Source organism: Aeribacillus sp. FSL K6-1305 (assembly GCF_038050115.1).
GTDB classification, from domain to species: Bacteria; Bacillota; Bacilli; order Bacillales; family Aeribacillaceae; genus Aeribacillus; species Aeribacillus composti.
This window is the reverse complement of record NZ_JBBOQV010000002.1, coordinates 547,632-572,809: the sequence shown is the minus strand read 5'-3', so window position 1 is coordinate 572,809 and position 25,178 is coordinate 547,632. Positions and strand designations below refer to the sequence as shown.

At 39.5% G+C, this 25,178-nt stretch carries 19 protein-coding genes and 2 pseudogenes; 18 read left to right on the top strand and 3 right to left on the bottom strand.

Translation table 11 applies throughout. The features are described from left to right. Positions 1–22: 22 nt before the first annotated feature. Together NST97_RS12515 and NST97_RS12510 are read left to right on the top strand one after the other, a co-directional pair. Positions 23–568, top strand: a complete 546-nt coding sequence (locus NST97_RS12515; RefSeq protein WP_311066683.1) for a hypothetical protein — start codon at positions 23–25, stop codon at positions 566–568. Between the two features lie 442 nt (positions 569–1,010). Then, the gene (locus tag NST97_RS12510) at positions 1,011–1,460 is read left to right on the top strand and encodes an SgcJ/EcaC family oxidoreductase (RefSeq protein ID WP_063389118.1); all 450 of its coding nucleotides are present in this window, start codon (positions 1,011–1,013) and stop codon (positions 1,458–1,460) included. Positions 1,461–1,735: 275 nt separating this feature from the next. On the opposite strand, the gene NST97_RS12505 is transcribed toward NST97_RS12510, so the two are convergent. Beyond that, positions 1,736–3,307 carry a bifunctional metallophosphatase/5'-nucleotidase gene (locus NST97_RS12505; RefSeq protein ID WP_341343325.1) on the bottom strand — a complete coding sequence of 524 codons (1,572 nt, stop codon included), beginning with the start codon at positions 3,305–3,307 and terminating at the stop codon, positions 1,736–1,738. Between the two features lie 188 nt (positions 3,308–3,495). Here NST97_RS12505 and NST97_RS12500 point away from each other — a divergent pair, with 188 nt between their 5' ends. The 5 genes from NST97_RS12500 to NST97_RS12480 all read left to right on the top strand — a co-directional run bounded on the left by NST97_RS12500 (position 3,496) and on the right by NST97_RS12480 (position 8,947). After that, complete coding sequence (locus NST97_RS12500; protein WP_082830382.1) at positions 3,496–4,437, top strand: phosphate/phosphite/phosphonate ABC transporter substrate-binding protein; 942 nt, start codon at positions 3,496–3,498, stop codon at positions 4,435–4,437. Positions 4,438–4,551: 114 nt separating this feature from the next. Then, a complete protein-coding gene (phnC, locus tag NST97_RS12495) occupies positions 4,552–5,343 on the top strand; it encodes a phosphonate ABC transporter ATP-binding protein (protein WP_063389115.1) in 792 nt (263 codons plus the stop codon). Then, complete coding sequence (gene phnE, locus NST97_RS12490; RefSeq protein WP_339200060.1) at positions 5,327–6,118, top strand: phosphonate ABC transporter, permease protein PhnE; 792 nt, start codon at positions 5,327–5,329, stop codon at positions 6,116–6,118. The genes phnC and phnE (NST97_RS12490) overlap by 17 nt, the downstream gene beginning before the upstream one ends. Next, the gene (phnE, locus tag NST97_RS12485) at positions 6,112–6,915 is read left to right on the top strand and encodes a phosphonate ABC transporter, permease protein PhnE (protein WP_375293581.1); all 804 of its coding nucleotides are present in this window, start codon (positions 6,112–6,114) and stop codon (positions 6,913–6,915) included. The genes phnE (NST97_RS12490) and phnE (NST97_RS12485) overlap by 7 nt, the downstream gene beginning before the upstream one ends. 109 nt (positions 6,916–7,024) lie before the next feature. Then, positions 7,025–8,947 (top strand): DNA-binding protein, encoded by a 1,923-nt coding sequence (locus tag NST97_RS12480; RefSeq protein ID WP_341343324.1) that lies wholly within the window; start codon positions 7,025–7,027, stop codon positions 8,945–8,947. A 280-nt stretch (positions 8,948–9,227) separates the two neighbouring features. On the opposite strand, the pseudogene NST97_RS19310 reads toward NST97_RS12480, so the two are convergent. Continuing rightward, a pseudogene (locus tag NST97_RS19310) lies at positions 9,228–9,500 on the bottom strand (hypothetical protein); the annotation flags it as partial. Between the two features lie 420 nt (positions 9,501–9,920). On the opposite strand from NST97_RS19310, the gene NST97_RS12470 reads away from it, so the two are divergent. Further along, positions 9,921–10,658 carry an ATP-grasp domain-containing protein gene (locus NST97_RS12470; RefSeq protein ID WP_341343322.1) on the top strand — a complete coding sequence of 246 codons (738 nt, stop codon included), beginning with the start codon at positions 9,921–9,923 and terminating at the stop codon, positions 10,656–10,658. Between the two features lie 118 nt (positions 10,659–10,776). Here the strand turns inward: NST97_RS12470 and NST97_RS12465 are convergent, their stop codons facing one another. Next, positions 10,777–11,958, bottom strand: coding sequence for an IS701 family transposase (locus tag NST97_RS12465; RefSeq protein ID WP_063388773.1), 1,182 nt, complete (start codon positions 11,956–11,958; stop codon positions 10,777–10,779). A gap of 705 nt (positions 11,959–12,663) precedes the next feature. Between NST97_RS12465 and NST97_RS12460 the strand changes: the two genes are divergently transcribed. The 10 genes and pseudogenes from NST97_RS12460 (at position 12,664) to NST97_RS12415 (ending at position 25,176) form a co-directional block, all read left to right on the top strand. Then, on the top strand, positions 12,664–13,005 hold the full coding sequence (locus NST97_RS12460) for an IDEAL domain-containing protein (RefSeq protein WP_063389111.1): 342 nt from the start codon (positions 12,664–12,666) through the stop codon (positions 13,003–13,005). 848 nt (positions 13,006–13,853) lie between these two features. Further along, positions 13,854–15,782, top strand: coding sequence for a sigma-54-dependent Fis family transcriptional regulator (locus NST97_RS12455; RefSeq protein WP_341343321.1), 1,929 nt, complete (start codon positions 13,854–13,856; stop codon positions 15,780–15,782). Between the two features lie 205 nt (positions 15,783–15,987). Continuing rightward, positions 15,988–16,977: a thiamine pyrophosphate-dependent dehydrogenase E1 component subunit alpha gene (locus NST97_RS12450; RefSeq protein ID WP_066251437.1), complete on the top strand. Its 990-nt coding sequence runs from the start codon at positions 15,988–15,990 to the stop codon at positions 16,975–16,977. Positions 16,978–17,002: 25 nt separating this feature from the next. After that, complete coding sequence (locus tag NST97_RS12445) at positions 17,003–18,022, top strand: alpha-ketoacid dehydrogenase subunit beta (RefSeq protein WP_144597637.1); 1,020 nt, start codon at positions 17,003–17,005, stop codon at positions 18,020–18,022. A gap of 29 nt (positions 18,023–18,051) precedes the next feature. Next, positions 18,052–19,437, top strand: a complete 1,386-nt coding sequence (locus NST97_RS12440; protein WP_340882397.1) for a 2-oxo acid dehydrogenase subunit E2 — start codon at positions 18,052–18,054, stop codon at positions 19,435–19,437. A 391-nt stretch (positions 19,438–19,828) separates the two neighbouring features. Next, on the top strand, positions 19,829–20,410 hold the full coding sequence (locus NST97_RS12435; RefSeq protein ID WP_445684598.1) for a class D sortase: 582 nt from the start codon (positions 19,829–19,831) through the stop codon (positions 20,408–20,410). 681 nt (positions 20,411–21,091) lie between these two features. Then, positions 21,092–21,580, top strand: a pseudogene (locus tag NST97_RS12430) (sugar phosphate isomerase/epimerase family protein); the annotation flags it as partial. Positions 21,581–22,079: 499 nt separating this feature from the next. After that, positions 22,080–23,288, top strand: a complete 1,209-nt coding sequence (locus tag NST97_RS12425) for an ABC transporter substrate-binding protein (RefSeq protein WP_341343319.1) — start codon at positions 22,080–22,082, stop codon at positions 23,286–23,288. A gap of 20 nt (positions 23,289–23,308) precedes the next feature. Then, positions 23,309–24,181, top strand: a complete 873-nt coding sequence (locus tag NST97_RS12420; RefSeq protein ID WP_063389096.1) for a branched-chain amino acid ABC transporter permease — start codon at positions 23,309–23,311, stop codon at positions 24,179–24,181. Next, positions 24,178–25,176, top strand: coding sequence for a branched-chain amino acid ABC transporter permease (locus NST97_RS12415; RefSeq protein ID WP_117016885.1), 999 nt, complete (start codon positions 24,178–24,180; stop codon positions 25,174–25,176). Before NST97_RS12420 ends, NST97_RS12415 begins: the two co-directional genes overlap by 4 nt. Positions 25,177–25,178 lie beyond the last annotated feature (2 nt).

Here is a 25,178-nt window from a genome sequence, read left to right as displayed (position 1 = left end):
GGCATGACTGGGGCGATAAATAGTGGATGAACGAACGAGGCATTATTTTGCGGAATTGCAGTCAAGTGATAAAAATGCGCAGTACGAAGCGTACAGCAGCATTATGAAGATCACTGAAGAAAAAGTCGATTGGGCGTATGAAGTATGGGATCAGCTGAAGGAAGAGCTGACAAGTAAAGACCCTCATAAGCGCTCGCGTGCTGCTCAGTTTTTAAGCCGCTTAGCGATCAGCGATCCCGAACAGCGAATGTTGGAGGATTTTCCTCAAGTTTGGGAAGTAACCTATGATAAAAAGTTTGTAACTGCCAGACATAGTTTGCAGGCTATTTGGAGGATTGGTTTAGCTGGGGAAAAGCAAAAAGAGATGGTTATCCGTCATTTGGCAGCTCGGTTTGACAACTGTGTTGACGAAAAACATGCGACACTTATTCGGTTCGATATTATTCAAGGGCTGCGAAACTTGTATGATAAAGTGCAGGATGAAGCGATCAAGCAGCTTGCCTTCGATTTAATTGAAAAGGAAGAAGATCCGAAATATCAAAAAAAATATGCAGCAGTATGGAAATAGAAAAAAAGAGCCGTCAGTAGCAACACTCCCAGTAAATGAATGGCAATATGATTGAAAGAATGATTGTTTGCTGATTATGTAGTGGCTTTAGAGGATCGGAAGGTATTTGCAGACTGTCTCAGGCATTCATCTCCAACAGATTAATTGAAGAACAAACATATTCTTACAATAACAGAAGGAAAAATAATGCCCTTTTAAAGTGATTGCACATCAAATAAATGTCGTTTGAAGTGAAAAAAGAAGAAAATTTTCATTTTGAAGTATTATACGCTGTCAAGCTTCTATAAAAAATGCTTTTGATCATTCGTCTCAGCGTTTCAAAGCAGAGGTTTCAAAAGAAAAAACTGCACGTAAATATTAAATCGGCAACATTTTATAAAAAATAATTTTTCAGTTGATTGGCTATCATAGAACAAAGAATTACATTTCGGAGTGATAAACGATGGAAAATTCTCAAATAAATGAAGTTCAAGAGCTGTACCAGCAACTAATTAATGCGTGGAACAATCGAACTGCTAGCGGAATGACGGATCTGTTTACTAAGGATGGCGAAAGCATTGGTTTCGATGGCAGTCAGTCGATTGGACGCGATGAAATATTCGCACATCTCCAGTCCGTCTTTGAACACCACCAGACAGCTAAATTTGTCAGCAAAGTGAAAAATGTCCGGTTTCTAGCTCCTGATATCGCTATTTTACGAGCGATTGCCGGTATGGTTCCTCACGGCCAGTCCGATTTAAATCCTGATGTGAACACTCATCATACACTTGTTGCAGTGAAAACGGAAGGAATTTGGCGTATTCAACTTTTTCAAAATACTCCAGCCCAGTTTCATGGCAGACCTGAATTGGTTGAACAAATGACCGAAGAGTTAAGACAGCTGCTTAAATAATCCATGTCCTGTTCAGGGGAATGGTGAAATATACTTTCATGCAAAAAGAAGATTAGGAAAATCCTAAATCTTCTTTTTTGATGTGTGCGAATAAAACGCTTCACATTTTCATAACGAAAAAATCATTTTTATATAATCATCGTTGATATCAAATTTGTTATTAATGACTTTTTGTTGCTGTAAGCCTTTGTGATATTTGGACAAGTATTCTTTGATACCTATTAGTGGCATTTGTTTTAAATAAAAAGCGGGCAAATCGGAAAATGCTTTTACTACTATAAAACTACCCTCCAATTATGATTGCAAGCTGCGATGATAGTTTTGTGCTCTAATATGTAGTTGGCAATGAGTTCGGTCATGTCGATGGGGATATTTTTAACGATCGGTTTTTCTTTAAACATATCAAAATTGCCTGTTCCACCTGCGCGGTAGCTGTTCATGACGACATCATATTCTTTGTCAAGCTCCAATGGGCTGCCGTGATAATTTAGCTTCACAACTCGTTGGCCAACTGGATTAGAGATTTTTAATTCGTATTCAATTCCTTCCCACATATCATAATTGTAATGCTGCGGTTTAGGATATAAGAAAGCGGGATTGACAGAGATTGTTCCGTTTTGAACCGTAAAATACTTGGCGCTTTGCTCTAAAGCATCTTTAATATCTTGGCCGCTGATGCGGATGACAGTTAATGTGTTCGGATAAATATAATTGGAAACAATATCGCGCATTGTAACATGTTGTTTGAATCCAGGCAAGTCATTATTGAATAAGGCAGTGGCAGAAATATCAACTTTGGCTGTTTCCATTTGCACCTTATTGATAAATTCTATAAAAGGATTGTCTTGTAATCGGGTCTTCAATGGATCAGATACGGTCATGTCACCAATAACGGTTCCGATCGGCTGATCCAGCCATTTTTGCGTTTCTTGTTCAATATCGGATATCAATGCCAAAACATCTTGATTCGCTTCCATTTTTTCATCAATTTTGATTAAGTTGAAATGACTAACGATTGCGGGGCTGTTTCCATTTGCCTTCTGTCTAACTTTCATCGTCACTTCACCCAAAAATTGCCCCTTATGGCTTGGCTGAATGATTGTGATGCCGTTTAGTTTATCTGCGAGTGGGCGGTGCTGATGGCCTGTGATTAAAATATCAACACCCTCTAGTTCTTGGCACATTTGGTATGCTTGGTTTTCTCCTGTCAGCTGTTCTATAGGCTCTCCAGTTTGTAGATCTCTTTCAAATCCCCCATGATATGAGACGATCATCACATCTGGTTTTTCTTTTTGGCGAATATCGCTCACCCATAATTTAGCCGTTTGCAATGCATCTTTGAAAACAAGTCCCTCAATATTTCGCGGCTCTTCCCAATTAGGGATGAAATGAGTGGTTATACCAAGTACAGCAATTTTGACTCCGTCCAATACCTTGACGAGATAAGGTGTTCCAAAAGCGGGCTCTCCTGTTGTTTGCTTCAAGATATTAGCGGACAGCCAAGGAAAAGCTGATTGATCAATCGCCTTTTGTAAATAACTTCGTCCATAATTAAATTCATGATTTCCCAATACGCATGCATCATATTGGAGATCATTCATAACTTGAATCATCGGATTTTCACTGTCGGGCCTGTTTTTTGCATGGTAATAAGTCAACGGGCTTCCTTGAATCAAGTCTCCATTATCAAGTAAAAGTACATTGCCTTTTTTTCTTTTTTCTTTTATAATCGTGGCTATTTTAGCCAGTCCGAAATTTTGTTCTTCTTTGTCTCTGTAATTGGTCGGGTAAATGTAGCCGTGAAGATCGCTGGTTACAAGCAGATGAATCGCAGTTTCTTTCTCCATTATTTTCCTCCTCCTTTTTTTTCATCATAACAAATCGTTGTAAAAATAAAATAGATAATTAAATGAAAAGAAATAATTTACAAAGTTAATAAAATATTCGTGATATTTTGTAACAAAATTTACAAATAATTAAAAATTTGGTGCTAAAATGGAAATTAGATTTTCAAAAAGATATGGGGGAAATTAATATGTTTAAAAAATTAGTAGCTTTTGGAACAATACTAGCTTTAACAGCGGTGGTCATCAGCGGATGCGGGGAATCCAGCAATTCCCAACAAACTAATAGCAGCAAAGAATCAGATGGATATATTCCGGAAACCCTTTCTGTACAATTTGTACCTTCTCAAAATGCAGATACATTGGAGGCCAAAGCAAAGCCGCTTGAAAAGTTATTGGGAGATCGTTTGGGTATACCTGTAGAGGTAAGTGTTTCAACGAACTATAATACCATTGTTGAAGCAATGGAATCCAAAAAAGTAGATGTAGGATTTTTGCCGCCAAATGCTTATGTGCTGGCGAAAGAAAGAGGAGCTGCTGAAGTAATTCTTCAAGCGCAACGTTACGGAGTGGATGATGAGACCGGGCAGCCAACAGATGAACTAGTAGACAATTACAAATCAATTTTCGTAGTGAAAAAAGATTCTGGTATTACTAGTGTGAAAGATTTAAAAGGAAAGAAAATCGCTTTTCAAGATGTCACTTCATCTGCAGGTTATGTTTGGCCGGCCGCAACGCTGATGGATAATGGGATTGATCCATTAAAAGATGTACAAGGAATAACAGTAAAAGGGCACGACCAAGCAATTATTTCTGTTTTGAACGGTGATGTCGATTGTGCGGTTGTTTTCCAAGATGCCCGCAATACCGTAGCAGGAGATTACCCAACTGTTTTCGAAGATACGAAAGTCATTGAGTTTACAGAACCGATTCCGAACGATACGATTTCCGTCCGTTCCGACATGAATTCAGAATGGGTTGAAAAAATCAAGCAAGCTTTCATTGATATTGGAAAAGACGAAGAAGGGCATGCGATTATAAAAGACATTTACACGCATGAAGGCTACATAGAATCGAAAGACAGTAACTTCGATATCGTCAGGGAGTATGCTGAAAAAGTGAAAACTGAATAATGTATTTTCATAAAATATAGCCAGGCGAATCGTTCGTACTGGCTAATCCTCTATGAATAGATAAAGCAACGTCGGGATGTTTAGATAAATATTTAAAAAAGGTTGGTATGCAGAGTGATAGAATTTCATCGTGTTACAAAAATTTATCCTAATGGTGTAGTAGGATTGGAAAATATTGATTTGAAAATTGAAAAAGGGGAATTTGTTGTGATTGTCGGTTTATCTGGCGCTGGCAAATCAACGTTGCTACGTTCTATTAATAGATTGCATGAAATTAGTTCCGGAGAAATAACAATAGACGGGAAATCCATCACGAAAGCAAAGGGGAAGGAACTCCGCCGCATCCGTCGCGACATTGGGATGATCTTCCAAAATTTTAATTTAGTGAAAAGGTCGACTGTTTTGCGAAATGTTTTATCTGGAAGAGTTGGCTACCATTCTACTCTCCGAACCGTTTTGGGATGGTTTCCAAAAGAAGATGTGGATTTGGCCATGAATGCTCTGGAACGAATGAATATTCTTGAAAAAGCGTACACCAGATCGGATCAACTTTCAGGAGGACAGCAGCAAAGAGTGTCGATTGCTAGAGCTTTGGCGCAAAAAGCTAAAATCATTTTAGCGGATGAGCCTGTAGCATCTTTAGATCCTTTGACAACAAAACAAGTAATGGATGATTTAAAAAAGATCAATCAAGAGTTAGGAATAACGCTTGTTGTCAACCTGCACTCGGTCGATTTAGCTAGACAATATGCCACAAGGATCATCGGCCTGAAAGCAGGACAAATTGTGTTTGACGGATCTGCTAGGGAAGCGACAGATAAACGGTTTTCTGAAATATATGGAAAGCCTTTTGAGGTGGGAACAAATGAAGCGGATAGAGAGTTTAAATATGAATCGATTAACTAAACAAGAAATTCCTAAAGCACCTACTAAAATAAAGCATTACTTGACAACAGCGTTGATTGTGCTGCTGATCGGCTGGAGCGCCTATCAAACGGAAAGTTCTTTCATCGATTTTGTTGAAGGGTTTCCAAATATGTTTGATTTGCTTGTACAAATGTATCCTCCCAGCTGGTCATATTTTGATGATATTGTTCCGGCAATGCTTGACACATTCCGCATGGCGGTTATTGGGACAACGATGGGAGCTTTGCTTGCGGTTCCATTTGCTTTGTTATGCGCAAGCAACATCGCTGCCAGCAATTGGATTTATTACCCGTTCAGATTTATTTTAAATTTAATTCGTACCATTCCTGAACTTCTTTTAGCCGCTATATTTGTTGCGATTTTCGGATTGGGGCCATTACCAGGAATATTTGCATTAGCTGTTTTCTCAATGGGCATTATTGCGAAATTAACTTATGAAGCGATGGAAAGTATTGATAAAGGCCCATTGGAGGCGATGACGGCAGTTGGCGCCAATAAAATTCAATGGATCGTCTACTCTGTCGTTCCGCAAGTGTCCCCTTACTTTGTCTCTTTCGTTCTTTACACCTTTGAAATTAATATAAGGGCTGCAGCTATATTAGGACTAGTGGGAGCAGGAGGAATCGGAGAATATTATGATAAAACATTAGGTTTTCTTGAATACGACAAAGTGAGTACAATCATTATTTTTACATTAATGGTTGTTTTGTTGATCGACCATATTAGTACTAAATTGCGGGAGAAACTATTATGAAGAGTGTTGCAAGACCAGTTAAACCAAAAAAGAACCGGTTCATGCTTTGGAGTATATATGTGTTGTTGGCTGTTATTTATATATGGGCATTATCCGGTATTCCAATAGAAGGATTTAAAGAAACGGCCGGCCAAATTACAAAAGCGATTTTATCCGGCATTCTTTCTCCTGATTGGGGATATGTTTACTTGCCCGAAGGCGAAGATCTGCTCCGAGGGCTATTAGATACATTAGCGATTGCCATATTAGGCACATTTATTTCAGCTTTTCTATGTATACCGTTTGCTTTTTGGGCGGCTAACAATATGACGAAGGGGAAGATTGCGGCAGGAACAGGAAAATTTATTTTAAGCTTTATCCGGACATTTCCGGAACTAGTGATGGCGTTGTTATTTATTAAAGTAGTAGGCCCTGGCTCTTTTGCCGGTGTGTTGGCGCTCGGACTCCATTCCATCGGGATGCTTGGCAAATTGTTTTCAGAAGAAGTGGAAAATATTGATTTCGGACCAATTGAAGCTTTGAAAGCAACAGGAGCAAGCGGCTTGCAAACGCTGTGGTTTGCCGTTGTTCCACAAATCATTCCTGGGTTTATCTCTTACACCTTATATCGTTTTGAAATTAACCTCCGTTCCGCAAGCATTTTAGGAATCATCGGTGCAGGCGGAATCGGTACACCGCTTATATTTGCCATGCAGTCTCGCGACTGGAGTCGTGTCGGTATAATTTTATTAGGAATCATTGCCATGGTTACGATCGTCGATATCATTTCCGGCTATTTGCGCAAGAAGGTGGTTTAGCAGATGCTCATAAGGCAGCAATGTATATCGAAAGCTCCAGCAATAGCGGCTGAACTCAATAAAAGGCTTTTGCCTCGTTGAGTTAATAAATTATGGAGGTAGAGTAATTATGAGAAAGATGCTGTTGCAGGGCCTTGTGGCAGTATTGGCGTTTTTAATTTTTGCTTTGGAAAACGTAACTGTAAGTGCAGAAGGTCCGAATGATCCGGCCCCAATCTTAGTTCCTAGCGATCCGAACGGCAAGAAAGTTTTGTTTGATAACAGCCATGGGCAAACAGCAGGCCAGTCCGATTGGGTGATTGATGGTGCATTTTCCGATTTTGCCAATGCATTGCTTGAAGCGGGATATACAGTGAAGGAGCATCGGAGTTTAGATCCGCTTACTCTGGAGGATTTAGAAGGTTATGATGTTTTTATTATTCCAGAGGCACAAATTCCTTTTAAGAAGTCTGAACAAGATGCTATTGCCGAGTTTGCAGAACAAGGGGGAGGCGTATTTTTTATTGCCGACCACTATAATGCCGACCGAAATTTTAACCGTTGGGATTCAAATGAAATTATGAATGGTTGGCGCAGAGGGGCTTTTGATAATCCAACAAAAGGAATGGATCAAGGTGAACAAGCTGCAATGGCTGGTGTTGAAAGCACCGATTGGCTAAGTGAAGAATTTGGTGTAAGATTTCGTTTTAACTCGATAGATAACACAACAGCAAATGTGATTATACCATCTGATGAATCCTTTGGTATAACGAGTGGCATTGATGAAATTTCGATTCATGCTGGTTCTACACTGGCTATTATGAATCCTGAAATTGCTAAAGGGATTGTTTATTTGCCTGATGGGCTTACTGTAGAAGAAAACAAATGGAGCAATGCAGTTGACGAAGGGGTTTATTTTGGCGGCGGAATTCATGAAGGGCCCTTTGTAGCGATAGGAAAAAAAGAAAGAGGAAAGGCCGCTTTCATCGGCGACTCTTCTGTGGTGGAAGACAGCACCCCTAAATATCGAAATGAAGAACACGGAGGAGTCAAGAGAACGTACGACGGATTTACTGAAAAAGATAATGGCCAATTGCTAATGAAAATTGTCGAATGGCTGTCTTATAAAGAAAGTTATCTGACCTTCTCTGAACTTGGTATACCGCTTGATCAGCCTTCACCAATATTAGAAATGGAAACCCCAGAGCATTCTGAGGAGCTGAAGCCTGAGCCTTGGCGTTCACCGAATGAAGGTTATCTTTGGTATGACCAATCGACATTTGCTGACGGTTCATTTGGCTCGGAAATGGATCCTCCAAAAGACATTAAATATAACATTGAAACACCTGAATTTTTGCCAACTGGCGGAGAACCTTTTCAAGTAACACTCAAATTAACAGATATGAAACCGGGACAAGTCATTGAAAATGGAGAAATTCAAGTATATTTAGAAGGTGGTACATCAATTTCGCAAGTTCGGCTTCCGAATGGAACATGGCCAACCACTTACGGTTATCAAAGTGTTGGGAGCATTCAAGCCAATCAGCATGGTGTGGCGGAAAAAGTACTGACAATGAGGCTTAACCCAATGGTACAAAACGGAACAACAGGATATATTCGTCTTCGCATAGGGGCTGGAAACAACGTCTTTACCAAAACAGTCGGTATCGGTCAGTCAAATGTTGAGACGCCGCCTGGCGGTGGAGAAAAATATCAATTGTTAACACCGAAATTCATTCCGCTCGGTGGTATACCATTTCCGGTAGCAGTGGTGATGAATGGTTTAACACCTGGCCAAACAGTAGCAAATGCACAAATCCAAATATATTTGTCAGGCGGCAAAAGCATTTCGCAAATCCAATTTGAGGACGGAACATGGCCAACCACTTACGGTTATTTCAATATCGGCAAACTGACAGCAGATGAAAATGGAAAAGCAAAGAAAACGATCATGATGCGCATCAATCCAAATGTATCGGCTTATGAAGCCTATATTCGCCTGCGACTAGGTTCGGGCAATAACGTTCTCACGCAGAAGGTAGCTATGAGATAGCATTTACAAATTGAAAATGTGTTAGTGTGTATCAGGTTTTAGAACAGTATTTTGCAACAGGTGTAATAATTATGTTTACATTACCATTCGATAAGGTATCACTAAAATGTTATTCAGCTGAAAGAAGGAGATTGTCTCCAAACATAAGACTAAATATTCACTCTTATGCGTGGAAAAGCGGTGTTCCTTATATGCCCCTTTTTACATTATTTAGTTAATATAGGGACGGTTCGATAAGTCCTAATAAGATGAAGCCAGTATAGAAAAACAGCTCATTTTTCTATACTGGCTTTTGTATATGTTTACAATTTTTACTAGAAAACAGCTGGCGGATGACGGTTATCCCTTCATGAGCCTCGGCAAATTCTTGAAGCTTTCTCTCCGCTATTTCTCATTAAAATCCTGAATTGTTTTCCTCAGCTTTTGAGTTCAAACTGTACATCGACTTCAAACGTTTCCGAATCTCCTTGATCGTCTGTTCGATTACATTGGTCGCATACATCACGCTCCGAATACTGATTGGATCGTCCATAAACGTCAGAAGGACTTCCGAGTCGTTGCCGCAATTGCGCAGCTCTCGGATACTTAGTAATGACGGAATGGCAGATCATAAAATATTGCCTGCGCCCCGGGAGCAATGGTGATACGCTTTCTCAGGCAGCACTGGCGGGATCACTATAAATAAAAACAAGGGGATTCCCTTTTTCCGCTTCAGAGTCGAAGTAATAGCAAAAAAACATCCGCCTGTTCTACGTCCTTTCAAGATGCCATAATGAAGTAAAAAATTTCTCACGGCATTTGAAAGGGGAAACTATTGAAAATTTTATTTGCGAAAATTTCATGAAGATTCTATTATTTATTTAGAAATTGTTATATGTTTTGGAGTGTGGTCATGTATTTATGAAAATGGTTTCCTTTTAATGCATACCGAACAATCGGAATTCCAGGTGTACACTATATAAAGCCTGACAATATGTTTAAAGAATTAGAAACCATTCGACAAGCGGATATTGTTCTTTTTCCTGAAACGTGGCAAGCCCCTGCTCTTGTATACGGATTAAAGAAAAAAATTTTTCCAAGCATTGAATCATTGCAGCTGGGCTTTAGCAAAGTAGAAATGACGAGAGCGCTTTGGACGGTGGCGCCTGAGCATGTTCCATATACAGAAATATTGGCAAGCACCCCAAGCAATATCGAAAAAGTATTAGAAACGTTCCCGTTCCCATTTGTTGCAAAGGAAGTCCGGAATTCAATGGGAAGAGGAACCTTTTTAATAAAAAATGAGTATGATTTTTATCAATATGCCAATCAAAATGATGTGCTGTACGTACAAGAATATTTAGAAAACGACGGAAAAGATTTACGCATTTGTGTCATTGGAAAAGATATTTTCACCGCCTATTGGCGGGTTGGGGCGGAAGGGGAGTTTCTCCACAATGTTGCCCAAGGCGGAAGCCTCTGTTTTGAATTTATACCGCAAGAAGCTTGTGATCTTGTTTTGAATGTCTCGAAACAATTGAACATTAATCATGCCGGCTTTGATGTGCTGGTAAGCGGAGGGCATTTTTATATTCTCGAGTTTAATGTGCTTTTTGGTAATATGGGCATCACAAAAAGTGGCTTATCAGTTGAAAAAGCAATTTATGAATATTTATTAAGTGAATTTGTGCCGCCTTTTCCAACATCACCGACTACAAAAAAGGTTATTTAAATCAATAAATGCTAAATGTTCATTTTTGTAGATTCATAGTGATACTTAATAAGGAACTGTAGTTGAGCAATTTTCATTACAATAATTACCATGTAAAAAGAGACAAACGGAGTACCCCTTATGCCACATGAAGCTGTTTTTTAACGACATCAATGGGAATATCTTGTTTCGCTGCATCGTAAATAAACTCCACGAGGCTATGTCCTTTCTTCTTTCGAAGGAAGTCAAGCCCGGTAGAGAAATCGCTGTTGGATTCGACCATACTGTACACATAAGCGAGTTGCACCAAGATCCAATACCGTTTCACCGCCCGACGTTGACGAACGCGGTACCCATCGAGCTTCAGCTGGTCTTTCGCTTGTCGAAAAAAGCATTCGATCGACCAACGCTGGGCATAGTAGCGCAAGATCTCTTCATCGCTTAGCTCCCGGTCGGTGCTCAAGACGCAGTGAAGATGTTCAGGTGTCATCGGCTGATCGGCTTTCCAAGCCAACAACACAACGGCATCATCGAGACCTTTCAGCGCTCCCTCGTAGCGATACACGCGATAACGCTCTTCTCCCACCGTGACGAGATGGGTGTCGTTCGGTTCGATATAGCGGGCAAACTGTTTGGCTTGGATGGCGATGCCTTTTGGATAAAGAACCCGATTCGTCTTGAGCATCGCAATGACGTGGAATCCTTTTTTCAGGCAGGCTTCCACGAGTGTTTTCGATGGGTACCAAGAATCCATCAGCACATAAACAGAACCGTGCACATCCAAAGAAGAAAGCATCTCGATGGCCCATTGACCCTTGCTTTTCCCATCCGCCTTGTCGTAGAGGCGAAACGCAAAGGGAAAGGCTTGCGTCATCGTATGAACCATGAGCCAGACGAGAGAGTGTCCCCAAATCGACTTTTTGTCCGCGTGAGAATAATGCCAATTACACCCTTCAATAGCGTGTTTCGCCTGTGACGAAGGCTTCGTTTTTCGGCAGATCGTATCATCGATCGAAACAAAAATGGGGTGATTCTTTCGCTTGGCCGTTCGTTCCACATGACGAAGCATCCACTGCTGGAGTTTGCGAAGCAAGATTTCTTCATCCCAAGGGCTTTTCGTGAAAAAATGGCTCAGTGTCGTTCGATGGTTGGGATGAAAGCTCTCATGATGCAGATCGGTCAAGGTTCCCACAAATCCTTTCGTTGTCAGCGCATCGATAATATGAACGAGATGCTTCATGACCGGCTTAGAGAAATAAAGGGCCAGCCCCAACATTGCGAAAAACTTGTCGATTCCTTGGTGATGTGGTAGTCTATTCATGAGACATGAACCTCCTTGAGAATGGTTTGGTGACACATCTATTCTAATCAAGGAATCGGGTTCATGTCTCCTTTTTTGTTCGGATGTAAATTTATGTTAGTGAATTTGCTCATCTACAGTAAGGAAAAGACGGAAGAAATACAATAGTTTTTCTTATCATAGAGTGGGAAGCGGCTAATTGGAAATTTTTTTTAAATGGGAAATACAGTATGAGATTGCTTGTGGATAGATCGTGCGCCAGCTTTGGAAAAGATGTATTAACGGGCTTCCTTCGTCGATTGTGTACATGCTTCAGGAAGAGCATGTAATGGTTCATTTGCATGAAGAATTATTTTAAAAAAACTTTTTTCTCGCTATTGCTCAGCTGATCACAAAGGGTAGATTTTTTCATCTTTAAACGAAAGGACAGCCGAAAGTTGCACCTTCCTTCAATAACGATTTGCCGCACAACAGGTAAAATTTGAGCCGGCTGTCTGATTTATGTTTCACATGGAACAAATGTGCTGAACGTTTGTCTATTGCAATAAATATGAAAACATTTATTATAAGTTATATATTTGAAAAAATGGAATTTTAAAATTTTTATTATTTCCCAGGTTAAATTGTTTGCGTTCCCTTTATTATCATGTAATAATTTCTGTTAACAACTAGATATTTAGTATTTCAAAACAGATCTCTATAATACTGCAAGTGGTGGTGTATAAAATGGAAGGAATCAATCAGTTGCCAGTGAAAGTAGGGGATTGGGTAAAAGGAAAAACAAAAAGCGGCGAATTTATTTACGGTTATGTTGAAACGATAGATTCATCACAAAAGATTATAAGAGTAAAAGTTATGGCTTGCGACAATGAAATCGTCGTTGGTAAAACAGTTGAAACATTAAATCATTGGGTAAAAAAATTGCCCGTATCTCCAATAGAAAATGAAGAGCAGATTAAAGCATTAATTGATTTAGCCTTGTTAACAAAAGATGAAAATTGGTTTATGGAGCTGTCCAACAAATTAAAACAATTAACGAAAGAAAAGGAGAAAGAAAACATAATATAAATGAATAGGACAGCTCCGATGATAATTTTTTCACAATAATTTTTATGATCGTTTTAATACGATTCACGTTCCTCCGTTATAACTTTATGTTATCCTCCCAGAATATAGAGCATTTTATTATTTCAATATATTATACTTCTTTCCCATTGCCAAAAACCTTTATTCTTTTATAGCTGCCCACATTCCTACATTGTATATATTTTTTATCAGCTCAATTCAGTTGTTATGTAATGAAGGAAGACGTTTGAAAAACATCATCATACTGATCAATATTTGTTCACAATAGGGAGTCGTTTGAAAGTCGTTTCGTCTTTTTTTATGAAACATATTAAAAAATCACTGATTTTAAACATTAGGAATTACTGTTTAAATGCCATGAAACCGTTTCTTTTAGAAAAAACAGAGCTTTGCCAAATCACCATCCGATCAAGTTGATAACTGGCAATACAAATTTCCAAACACATGCATAACGGAAAAAAGAGAATGATTTGGCCTTCCGTGCAGCAGCAAGAAAGACTGATTCCAATCTTTTGGAATCGGTTTTTTTATGACCCATTTTGTCGATGCGTCCAGTACGATCGGCAACTGTAAATTTCTGTATTTGCGGGATATCAAAAGAAGGGCGCCCCAATTTCTCATGATTGAAAAAATAAAAGGGGATTTCCAGCATTTTTGGTTTAAAAAGTTTCAAAAATAAAAGAAGCTTCATTCAGTGGATCGCTAGTTCTCACAGCTTTTTTGTAATGCTACAATAAAGGAGAATATTAAAAAATACGATAAACATTGTAAGCTGGCATGTGATGCGATTGGACGGAGAAGCTTCAATCAACAATTGAAGGAGGTGTTTTATGATGAAGAAAAGAGAGTATGTCAAACAATGTTGGAAGCGCTTTATTTTTGAAAATAAGCTCGACGAAAAATTATCTCCCATTGTAAAAGATTCATGGATTCGTTCCAAAGAAATGGAAGTTGACCCTTTTCAGCGATACGGTCAAATAAAAAAAATTGAAATAGACCATTACAAGCCTTTAATTGAATGTTCGGTTCCGTTTATGGAAGGATTGTATTCAATCGTAAAGGGCTCGGGTTTTTTAGTGATTCTTTGCAACGAAAAGGGACAGTTGTTAAAATCAATTGGCGACGCTGATACGTTAAAGATGGCAGCTGATATTCAATTTGTGGAAGGTGCCGATTGGAGTGAACAAGCAATGGGAACGAATGCAATCGGCACTTCGATTGTGATCAATCAACCTGTACAAATATATGCTGAGGAGCATTATTCGGAAATTTGCCAGGCATGGACGTGTTCGGCCGCGCCCATTCACGATTCAAAAGGAAAGATAATCGGCGTATTAAATGTTTCAGGCCCATATGAAAAGGTTCATCCACATACTTTAGGCATGGTAGTGTCAGCAGTGAAAGCCATTGAGTACCAGCTGGAGCTGATTGAAAAGACAGAAAAAAACATTATGATGCAAAGATTTCTTGAAGCGACTACCAATAATATGAAAGAGAGCATCCTCATTTTCGATACGGAAGGGCTCATTATTAAAGTGAATGATCAATTAAAAAAGCTGCTTCAATTGAATCATTCTTGCCTGGAAGGGAAAAAGATCAGCGAAGTTTTTAGCAACAAATCGATTATTTCCAATCGCCCTCGACATCTTCAAAATCATGAACTGCACTTAAAAATAAAACAGTCAAACAACGTTTTTCATGTTCTAGTTGATAAACTCCCCATTTATAAAGACAGCCAATGGATCGGTTCAATGATGATTATAAAAGAGATTCAAAAGATAAGACAATTTATTAATCATTTATCTGGCAATCAGGCGAAAATCACTTTTTCTGATATGATCGGGAAGCATCCTCAGTTTCTCCAAAAAGTAAACGAAGCGAAGCTAGCAGCAAAAACGGACTCAAATGTATTAATTTTAGGAGAAAGCGGTACGGGAAAAGAAATGTTTGCACAAGCGATCCATAATGAAAGCGACAGAAAGCATAAGCCTTTTATAGCCATCAATTGCGGCGGAATTCCTCGAGATTTATTAGGAAGCGAACTGTTTGGTTATGCGGACGGTGCTTTTACCGGAGCGAAAAAAGGGGGAAGTGCAGGAAAATTTGAGCTTGCCGATGGCGGTACGCTTTTTTTAGATGAGATTGGAGAAATGTCTTTGGAAATGCAAGTATTGCTTTTGCGAGTCATACAAGAAAAGGAAGTGGTGCGAATCGGCGGGCATAAAGTTTTGCCTGTTGATGTTCGCATCATCGCAGCGACGAACAAAAATCTTCGGGAAGAGGTCGAAAAAGGAAGCTTTCGGGAGGATTTGTTTTTCCGGCTTAATGTCATGCCGATCACTTTGCCGTCATTGCGAGAAAGAAAAGAAGACATACCGCTCCTTGTTCATCATTTTATTGAAAAAAATTGTGAAAAGTTAAATAAGCCTTTTCCTGAAATCAAACCGGATTTTTTTCAAGCGTTAATACATTATCATTGGCCGGGAAACATTAGAGAATTGCAAAATATAGTAGAAAGAACTTTAAACAAATTGACGAAGCCTGTTTTAACTATTAAAGATTTGCCTGAGGAAATTATAAAAACGGACTCCAAGCCAAAATCGGAAACGGTGTTTATTCATCGAGATGAAATGAAAAAGCAGTCGATCTTGCAAGCTTTACGTCTATATAACGGCAACATCACAAAAGCTGCGCAATATTTAGGGATATCACGAAGCACTTTTTATCGGCAAATGCAAAGATTTCAAATCCCTTATTAATATCATTTTGTTTCATTTCGTATCAAATTGTATCATTGTGTCTCTAAAAAGCGTCCCAAAACGGGACGTTTTTTTTGTAGCATAAAAAATCTTATTCATTTTCAATGAAACTAAATATATCAATCATAAAAAATGTAGTTTGGCACAATTTTTGCATTTAACTATTTGAAACCGTTTTCTATTTTGGTAGAAGGGAGAGAATACATTGGCAATTTCTAAAAATGATCTTTTATGGATGTATGAAAACATGTACAAAATCCGTTATTACGAAGACAAAATGGCAGAAGCTTATACTGAAGGGAAAAATCCGGTTTTCAATATTGGGGCGGGTCCTGTTCCTGGCGAGATGCATTTGGCAACAGGGCAAGAACCGGCAGCCGTCGGCATATGTGTTCATTTGAAAAAAGAAGATACGGTTACGTCGCCGCACAGGCCTCATCATCATGCCATCGCGAAAGGCGTTGACCTAAATAAAATGACGGCTGAAATTTTCGGAAAAGAAACCGGGCTTGGCAAAGGCAAGGGAGGACATATGCATTTGTTTGATCCGGATGTCAAGTTTTCCTGTGGAGGAATTGTTGGAGCAGGAATCCCACACGCTCTTGGAGCAGCTTTAGCTGCTAAGAAAAAAGGGAAAGACTGGGTTGCGGTTTCATTTATTGGAGAGGGAGCTGCCAATCAAGGAGCTTTCCATGAGTCATTAAATATGGCAGCACTTTGGAATTTACCTCTTATTGTGGTGATTGAAAATAATCAGTACGGAATTTCTGTTCCGAAAACAGCATCGACATCTGTAGCATCTAACGATGTTCGTGCAGCTGCATATGGCATTAAAGGATATTACGTCAAAGACAACGATCCGATCAGCATGTACGAAGTATCAAAAGAAGCAGTGGAACGCGCCAGACGAGGCGAAGGTCCATCGATTATTGAAATTGAAACATATCGTTACTTGGGACATTTCCAAGGGGATCCGGAGTTGTATAGAGATAAAAATGAAGTGTCGCTTCTTCGGGATAAAGATCCGATCGTCCGCCTTCGAAATCTATTAATCTCTGAACAAAACATAGCGGAAAACGATCTTGACATCATTGAAAATAAAGCAAAACAGGAAGTAGACGCTGCTTATCAATTTGCACGCAGCAGCAATTATCCGAATCCGGAAGATGCTTTAAAAGATTTATACGTTTCGTAAATAAACAGGAAAGGGGTTATAAGCTGTGCAAGGAACAAAAACGCGCTTGTTAACGGGAAATAAGGCCATGGCGGAAGCGATTAAATTGGAGATGGAGCGAGATCCAAACGTGTTTGTCATGGGGGAGGATGTCGGAGTTTACGGGGGTATCTTCGGATCGACAGAAGGGTTATTTCAACAATTTGGATCAGATCGAGTGATTGATACCCCGATATCTGAAACTGCATTTATTGGAGCGGCCATTGGCGCAGCAACCGAAGGAATGCGGCCGATCGTTGAATTGATGTTTGTCGATTTCTTCGGAGTTTGTATGGATCAAATTTATAACCATATGGCAAAAATCCCTTATATGTCGGGCGGCCGAGTGAAGCTGCCAATCGTGTTAATGACCGCTGTTGGCGGAGGGTATAGTGATGCTGCTCAGCACTCTCAAACTTTGTATGCAACGTTTGCGCATTTGCCGGGAATGAAAGTGGTGGCTCCATCCACTCCATATGATTTAAAAGGGATGATGATTTCAGCCATTCGGGATGATAATCCTGTAGTCTTTATGTTCCATAAAACGCTGCAAGGCTTAGGATGGATGGATCAATTAGACGCATCAGTCGGTCATGTGCCGGAAGAAGCCTACACGGTGCCGCTAGGAAAAGCAAACGTTGTCAGGGAAGGGAAAGATATAACAATTGTAGGGATTCAAATGACGACTCATCATGCATTGGAGGCTGCCAAAAAGCTGGAGCAAGAAGGAATTGAAGCAGAAGTCATCGATTTGCGTTCACTTGTCCCGTTAGATCGTGAAACAATCCTGCAATCCATTAAAAAGACTCATCGATTACTTGTAGTAGATGAAGATTATTTATCATACGGCATGACGGCGGAGATCGCTGCCATAGCTGCAGAGGAAGGCTTGTATGACTTAGAAGCTCCGGTCAAACGATTGGCTGTACCAGACGTGCCGATTCCTTTCAGCCGCCCGCTTGAACAGTTTGTTTTACCGAATGCAGAAAAAATTTATCAAGAAGCTGTAAAACTCGTTAATGAATAAATCTACCATTTCTTTCACAGGAGGCCAACATGATTATTGAAATTAAATTGCCGCAATTGTCGGAAGAATATAATGAGAGCTTAATTGCATTTTGGCATGTGTCAGAAGGGGATGCGGTGGAGCAAAATGACATACTTGTTGAAGTTCAAACGGAAAAGGCGGTTTCGGAGCTGCATGCACCTGCAAGCGGAATCGTGAAGGAAATCCGCAAAAAAAGAGGAGATACAGCATCTGTCGGCGAAGTGCTTGCAACAATTGAAACAGCTGAACGCGACGGGCAGCCTGACATCAAACAAGAAGAAACGAATGAAAGATTGAAAGAACAAGAAAGATCGGAAGGACAAGCAGCGACGGAGCAAAAAGTCGAGAAAAAGGCGACGCCGCGCGTGAAGAAATTAGCGAAAGAGCTAGGGGTGGATTGGCGGCTTGTGGAGCCGACTGGTTTAAACGGGAAAGTAACGGAAGAGGATATTCGCAACGAGCACAAGAAAAGGGAAAAAGAGAAGCAAACAAATTCTTCATTCATAGTTGCCGCTCCATCCGTGCGCAAATTTGCAAGAGAACATCAAGTGAATCTTGAAGAGGTAACTCCATCGGGTCCAAACGGCAAAATATTAAAAGAAGATATTGAGGCCGTGATCAAAAGACGCAAAAATCAGCTGCATGAGATGGAAAGTCCGCAAAAAAATCCGAAGGAAGAAACAAAGATCAATTCGATACAAGATGAATATATTCCGCTTTCAAACATTCGCAAACTCATTGCACGTTCAATGGTTCATTCGAAAAAGACGATTCCGCATGTAACACATTTTGATGAAGTGAATGTTACAAAGCTTGTTCAGCATCGGCAAAGCGTAAAATCATTTGCGGAAGAGGAAGCAATCAAACTCACCTATTTAGCTTATGTTGTGAAAGCATTGACGATCGTTTTGAAAAAATATCCACAATTAAACGCTTCCTTTCATGAAGAACGTGAAGAAATCATTTTGAAGAAACAATACCATATCGGTTTTGCGGCTGATACAGACCGCGGTCTTGTCGTTCCGGTCATACGGCATGCAGACCAAAAAACATTATTTCAAATTGCTAAAGAAATTCACGAGCTTTCCCTAAAGGCAAGAGATGGTTCTATTCAAGCGGATGAAATGACAGGCTCTACATGTACGATATCGAATATTGGATCAGCTGATGGCGCATGGTTTACACCGATTATCAACCATCCGCAATCGTGTATTCTTGGCATCGGCCGGATCGAGAAAAAGCCTATTGTGGTCAATGATTCAATTGAAATTGCATCCATGATGGCGTTATCGCTCAGTTATGACCACCGGATAATGGACGGAGTATTGGCACAAAAAGCATTGAACGAGCTTAAAAAATATTTGAACGAGCCAAATTTCATTTTTGTTAATTAATGTGGGTTTGAAGAAATATAGACAATATTGGGGCTGTTCAGACAGTCAAATCTCCATTGAAAACAAAAAACATCAAATATCAACGTTTCTAAAATATTAAAGGGGGCCGTCTATAAGCTGAAAAAGTCTTATAGACAAGCCCCTTTGTCTTTCACAACAATTTTAAATTCTGCCTTTGAGACGTTCTAACTTTTTTACTTATTTCAGATCAATTGAAAACAGACCGACGCCCAGCATTTTTATGGGCTGCTTTAACAGGTTTCTCTAGGAACAGTAGCTGGGGTCCGATTATTTTATTTTTTGGTTTTCTCCGCAAAATGAAGCGGATGTCTTCTCGACTTTTTATGGTAAAATAATTAACAACAGTCTCAATTAAAGGAAGAGGATGCATGTGAAAAATTGGCTGCCCATTTTGTTAATTGGCTGTGGTTTGTTTTGTGTCGCATATGGCGGATGGAAGTTATGGTCAATGCACAGCGCACAAAATGAGGCGTTGAAGGAAGCCCATCAGCTTGTTGGTGCAGAAGGTCTAAAGAAAAAGGAGAGAAGCGAAGTTGTACCAAGCGACTTTCAACCGAAAATGGACGAGGTGATTGGCATTTTGCACATCCCGAAACTTAAAGCACAATTGCCGATCGTGGAGGGGACGGATGCAGAAGAATTGGAGAAAGGCGTCGGTCATTACAGAGGAACTGCTTTTTCTGGGCAAAACGACCAAATCGTTTTATCAGGACACCGGGATACAGTTTTTCGCAATGTTGGCGATTTAAAAATTGGAGATGAACTCATTGTTGAAATGGAGTATGGTCGTTTCACATATTTAATTCAGGAAACAGAGATTGTTGATGCCGATGATCGAACAGTGATCCGATCTACTGCTCCAAACGAAGTTTTAACGTTAACAACATGCTATCCGTTCGGTTATATTGGAAATGCGCCACAGCGATATATTATTTATGCGGTACCGGCATAATTCAGTGGAAAAACGAGCCCTTGCTATAAAGCATCAAGGGCTCTTTTTTGTTTTAATAAAGTCATTCAGCCGTCTATCGGTAACTGTTCATTTAGCATTTGAATGAAGTTAAATGAGCGGTAATTGAATGATAAATTTGGGGCTTTAATTGCAGATTAAGGCGATGTCGATTTCAAATTATTTCATAGTAAGATCCAATGGGCATTCATAAATAAAAAATTCTATTTTTTTGATTGGAGAGTTGTTCGAGTTTTGTTTTTCAATATTTCATTACTGTACACGTGCATGTATGCTGGATGTCTCTTGCAATTGGCAGTATATTTTACACTTTACATCTGCATTTTGCTGAAAAAAAGACTGCTAAACTGTCTGGATGAATAATATTGGATTACCTGTTATGACCAGAAACCCGGTTTTTTTCTATTGGCACCCAATGGTTCAGTTATTGCTGTGATTGGATATTTGCCATCGGATACAATGTGTTGCGTAGTTTGAAGAATTGACTTTGTCAATCATTTAAAATGCCGCCTCGGAATATATAACAATTTGTTTTTTATTCTAAAAACCTTTTTTCCCTTTTAACGCTAATAAAGTTTTACAAACAATTAATTTTTAAAAAAGTAGAAAAAGTATTGCTTTATAATCATCTAGTTGTCGGCGGGGGAGCTGTACGTTCAAACGGGATTTTATAAAATTGCTTTTGAAATGCACCCAGGTTTTATTGTTTACAATCCTGAAACTTTATTAAAGTTAAGAGAAAATGTAGGGCCAAGTATTGGAGCGAATTTTGATCCAAGCCATCTCATTTGGCAAGGCATTGATCCTGTTGAAGCAATAAAAAAATTAGGACGTGAAAATGCCATATTTCATGTACACGCTAAAGATACTTATTTGGATCAAGCAAATATACAAGTGAATGGCGTTTTAGATACAAAGCATTACAGTAAAATTTTGGACCGATCATGGACATTTCGGTCGGTTGGCTATGGCCAAGGTGAAAAAGTGTGGAAGGATATTGTAAGTGCCTTGCGTGCTGCCGGATATGATTATGTTCTTTCAATTGAACATGAGGATATGCTGGCATCCATTGATGAAGGATTAGGAAAGGCAGTAAGCTTATTAAAGCAAATTCTTTTTAAAGAAGAAGTTGCTGAAATGTGGTGGGCATAACAGTCATATTGTAAAGGCAATCCCTAGGGAATTTTAAGAGTCCCTAGGTTTTTTTATTTGGGTTACGATGGGCATCACTTTTAATGCGAATTTTTTTGCGGAAAGTCCTCTGCAAATAAAAGCTTAGGATATTCATCTGTCTTTCTCAAGCAATTACGAATAAAATTTATTCATCAAGCCATTTGTTTGTATGACGAGTGTAAAAAAAATAAATAATAAAATTTTCGCTTTTAAAGAAAAAATGAAGATTGAATGATGAGGAAAACAAGAATTTCCAGCGTTTTCTGCGACGATCATAGATTTCATTGACTATATGTTTTTTTGACGAAATGAATAAAAAATATTGAAATTTTAAAAATTCAGATATATTATAATATTTGAAATATTAGCTCCGGAGGAAAAGGGAGGAGAAAAGATACCCAGGAAAATGAAAGCGTTTTAAAAAAAGGGGAAGGCGAATTTTGAAAGCGTTTTACTTAACAAGTACGGGGGGATTTTGATGAAAAAGAAGTTATTTTTGATTTTGCTTGTTGTTTTCTTAGCTGTTTTATCGGCTTGTGGCAACAGCGCGATTCAGTCAACATCGAAAAAAGAAGAAGGCGGGAGCAAAAGCGGAGGAACAATAAAAATTGGTGTGCTGCTTCCAGATTCGGGGGTTTATGCTTCACTTGGAAAGCATTTGCACAAAGGTATGGAGCTGTATTTTGACAGCATTGATTGGAAAATTGGCTCCAAAAAAATCGAAATTATTAAAGAAGACAGTGAAGCTGATCCGCAAGTAGCATTAAGGAAAGCGAGAAAATTGATTGATCAAGATAAAGTGGACATTTTAACAGGAACGGTAAGCACGGCGGTAGCCTATGCCATTCGCGATGAAGTGGATAAGAAAAAAATTCCGTTCCTTGTTTCGCATGCGGGAGGAAATGATTTAACGAGAAGCAAACGAAGTGACTATATTTGGCGTTCTTCTTTTTCCTCGTGGCAGATTGGCAATTCATTAGGAGAATGGGCGTTTCATAACGTAGGAAAGACAATGTACATTGCAGCAGCAGATTATGCGTTTGGACGGGAAGTATCTGAAGCGTTTAAAGAAGCTTATACTGCCGCAGGAGGAAAAATTGTCGGTGAAGTTTACCCGCCTCTCGGAAACAATGATTATTCCTCTTATTTGACCACGATTAAAAATGCAAAGGCTGAAGCAGTATATGCATTTTTCGCAGGAAGTGATGCGGTGAGATTTGTTCAGCAATACGATCAATTCGGGTTAAAAGAAGATAAGAAATTAATTGGTTCCGGCTGGCTTGTTTCAGAGGACGTGCGGAAATCACAAGGAAACGCAGGAGTTGGAACAATTTCCTCTATTTTCTGGGATTATAGTATAAAAACAGAAGAAAATAGACAGTTTAAAGAGGCTTTTGAAAAGAAATATAATGAACGCCCGACCATTGAAGCATTGGAAGGCTATGATGCTGCCAAAATTATCGCAGAAGCGCTGACAACGCTTGACGGCGACGCCTCAGATCCAGATAAAGTGGTAGAAGCGATTTCTAATGTTGAATTCATAAGCCCGAGAGGCCCGATTAAGTTTGACAAGGAGACCCACCACGTTATTCAAAACATGTATATCATTGAAACCAAGCTTGTGAATGGACAGACGGAAAACGAAGTGATCGAAATTATTGAAGAGGTGAGAGATCCAGGAAAATAGTAAAAAAAGAGGTGATAATCATGGATATTATCGGGGCGCAGCTAGTAAACAGCATTTCATACGGGCTTTTGCTCTTCGTCATTACATGCGGATTGTCGCTCGTCTTTGGCATTTTAGGAGTATTGAACTTGGCGCATGGATCGTTGTATATGATAGGAGCTTATGTCTCATATTCGATTACCGTCCATTCTGGACAAAATTTTTGGCTTGCCTTAATCATTGCACCTTTAGCAGTAGCCGTTTGCTCTCTCATTATTGAAATGATCTTATTGCGGCCGACTTATCAGCTAGGGCACCTGTCACAAGTATTGTTAACATTTGGACTTGCGTATGTCATTCATGATATGACAGCGGCGATATGGGGATCGGATGTTTTATCGATCCCTTTGCCTCAAAGTTTATCAGGTACGGTAACCTTATTTAATCAAGCCTTTCCTGTCTATCGTTTAGCTGTAATTGCAATAGGTTTAATTTTAGCGGGGCTGTTGTGGTTCATTCAAGAAAAAACGCGCTGGGGGGCGATCATTCGCGCTGGACTGAGCGATAAAGAGATGATATGTGCTTTAGGCGTAAATATTCAACTAGTTTTTACCGTCGTGTTTTTCATAGGGGGATATTTAGCAGGTTTTGGCGGAGTCATTGCTGCGCCGATCCTCGGGCTTTATCCAAGCATGGAATTCCAAACGCTTATTTTGGCATTAGTTGTTCTCGTTATAGGGGGCTTAGGGTCGATCGCTGGAACGTTTGTGGCCAGCTTAACGATTGGGATTGTTGAGACTTTTTGCCGATTTTTAGTTCCTGAGTTAAGCTTGTTCGTTGTTTTCGGATTAATGGCGGTCGTCTTAATCGTCAAACCGAACGGATTGCTCGGAAGGCAGGTGGTTAAGCATTGAACAAAAAAGGTTTCGCTCTTATTGCCGCAGTTATGTTGCTCATCTTTTCCCCCTTTATCTTTTCTTTGTTTTATTTAAATTTGGTAACTGAAATTTTAATTTTAGCTATTTTCGCTCTTAGTTTAAATATTTTGGTCGGATATACCGGGCTGGTTTCGCTTGGCCATGCGGCGTTTTTTGGAGTCGGGGCTTATATGTCCGCCATTCTTGCAAGGGAGATATCTCCAAACTTTTTCCTTACTCTTTTCGCCTCACTTGCGGCTGCAATCATTGCATCCGCCATCATCGGAATTTTTTGCGTAAAGGTGAGCGGCTTTTATTTTCTTATGTTAACATTGGCTTTTTCGCAAATGATTTATTCATTTGTCCACCAGTCAACGACTATCACGGGCGGTTCAAACGGATTATCAGGCATTCCAAGCCCTTTAATTGGATCACTTGATTTTTCAAACCCGGTTTACTTTTATTATTTGATATTGCTTTTGTTTATATTGATCTATGGCGGTTTAAGCCTCATCGTACACTCCCCTTTTGGGCAAGTATTAATAGGGATTCGCGAAAACGAAACAAGATTGAAATCGATGGGCTATCATACAACACTATATAAGCTTGCCGCATTTGTTATAGCCGGCGGGCTCGGCGGAGTAGCAGGATCGTTATATACAAGCTTTAACAGCTTCATTTCGCCTAGCGATGTATATTGGACGATGTCTGGCTCTGTTTTAATTATGGTTCTTATCGGCGGTTCTGGAACAATGATCGGGCCCGTTTTGGGCGCAGCTTTTATCGTCATTTTAGAAACGATTGTCAGCTCTTATACGACCATGTGGATGATGATTATCGGGATTATCTTTATCTTGTTTGTCGTATTTTTCCCAAAAGGAATTGTCGGGCTTGGAAAATTGCTCTTGCAGTCGTTTTCAAAATCCAACAAGCTGTCAGCTATTTCCGGAAAAAAATCCAATGCGTTGTATAACAATGATGTGAAGAATTGAGG

Bases quoted from the DNA above. Each gene is read 5' to 3' on its own strand.
- NST97_RS12510 (WP_063389118.1), top strand. From the start codon at position 1,011: ATGGAAAATTCTCAAATAAATGAAGTTCAAGAGCTGTACCAGCAACTA.
- NST97_RS12505 (WP_341343325.1), bottom strand. From the start codon at position 3,307: ATGGAGAAAGAAACTGCGATTCATCTGCTTGTAACCAGCGATCTTCAC.
- NST97_RS12500 (WP_082830382.1), top strand. From the start codon at position 3,496: ATGTTTAAAAAATTAGTAGCTTTTGGAACAATACTAGCTTTAACAGCG.
- phnE (WP_339200060.1), top strand. From the start codon at position 5,327: ATGAATCGATTAACTAAACAAGAAATTCCTAAAGCACCTACTAAAATA.
- NST97_RS12480 (WP_341343324.1), top strand. From the start codon at position 7,025: ATGAGAAAGATGCTGTTGCAGGGCCTTGTGGCAGTATTGGCGTTTTTA.
- NST97_RS12470 (WP_341343322.1), top strand. From the start codon at position 9,921: ATGTTTAAAGAATTAGAAACCATTCGACAAGCGGATATTGTTCTTTTT.
- NST97_RS12465 (WP_063388773.1), bottom strand. From the start codon at position 11,958: ATGAATAGACTACCACATCACCAAGGAATCGACAAGTTTTTCGCAATG.
- NST97_RS12460 (WP_063389111.1), top strand. From the start codon at position 12,664: ATGGAAGGAATCAATCAGTTGCCAGTGAAAGTAGGGGATTGGGTAAAA.
- NST97_RS12455 (WP_341343321.1), top strand. From the start codon at position 13,854: ATGATGAAGAAAAGAGAGTATGTCAAACAATGTTGGAAGCGCTTTATT.
- NST97_RS12440 (WP_340882397.1), top strand. From the start codon at position 18,052: ATGATTATTGAAATTAAATTGCCGCAATTGTCGGAAGAATATAATGAG.
- NST97_RS12425 (WP_341343319.1), top strand. From the start codon at position 22,080: ATGAAAAAGAAGTTATTTTTGATTTTGCTTGTTGTTTTCTTAGCTGTT.
- NST97_RS12420 (WP_063389096.1), top strand. From the start codon at position 23,309: ATGGATATTATCGGGGCGCAGCTAGTAAACAGCATTTCATACGGGCTT.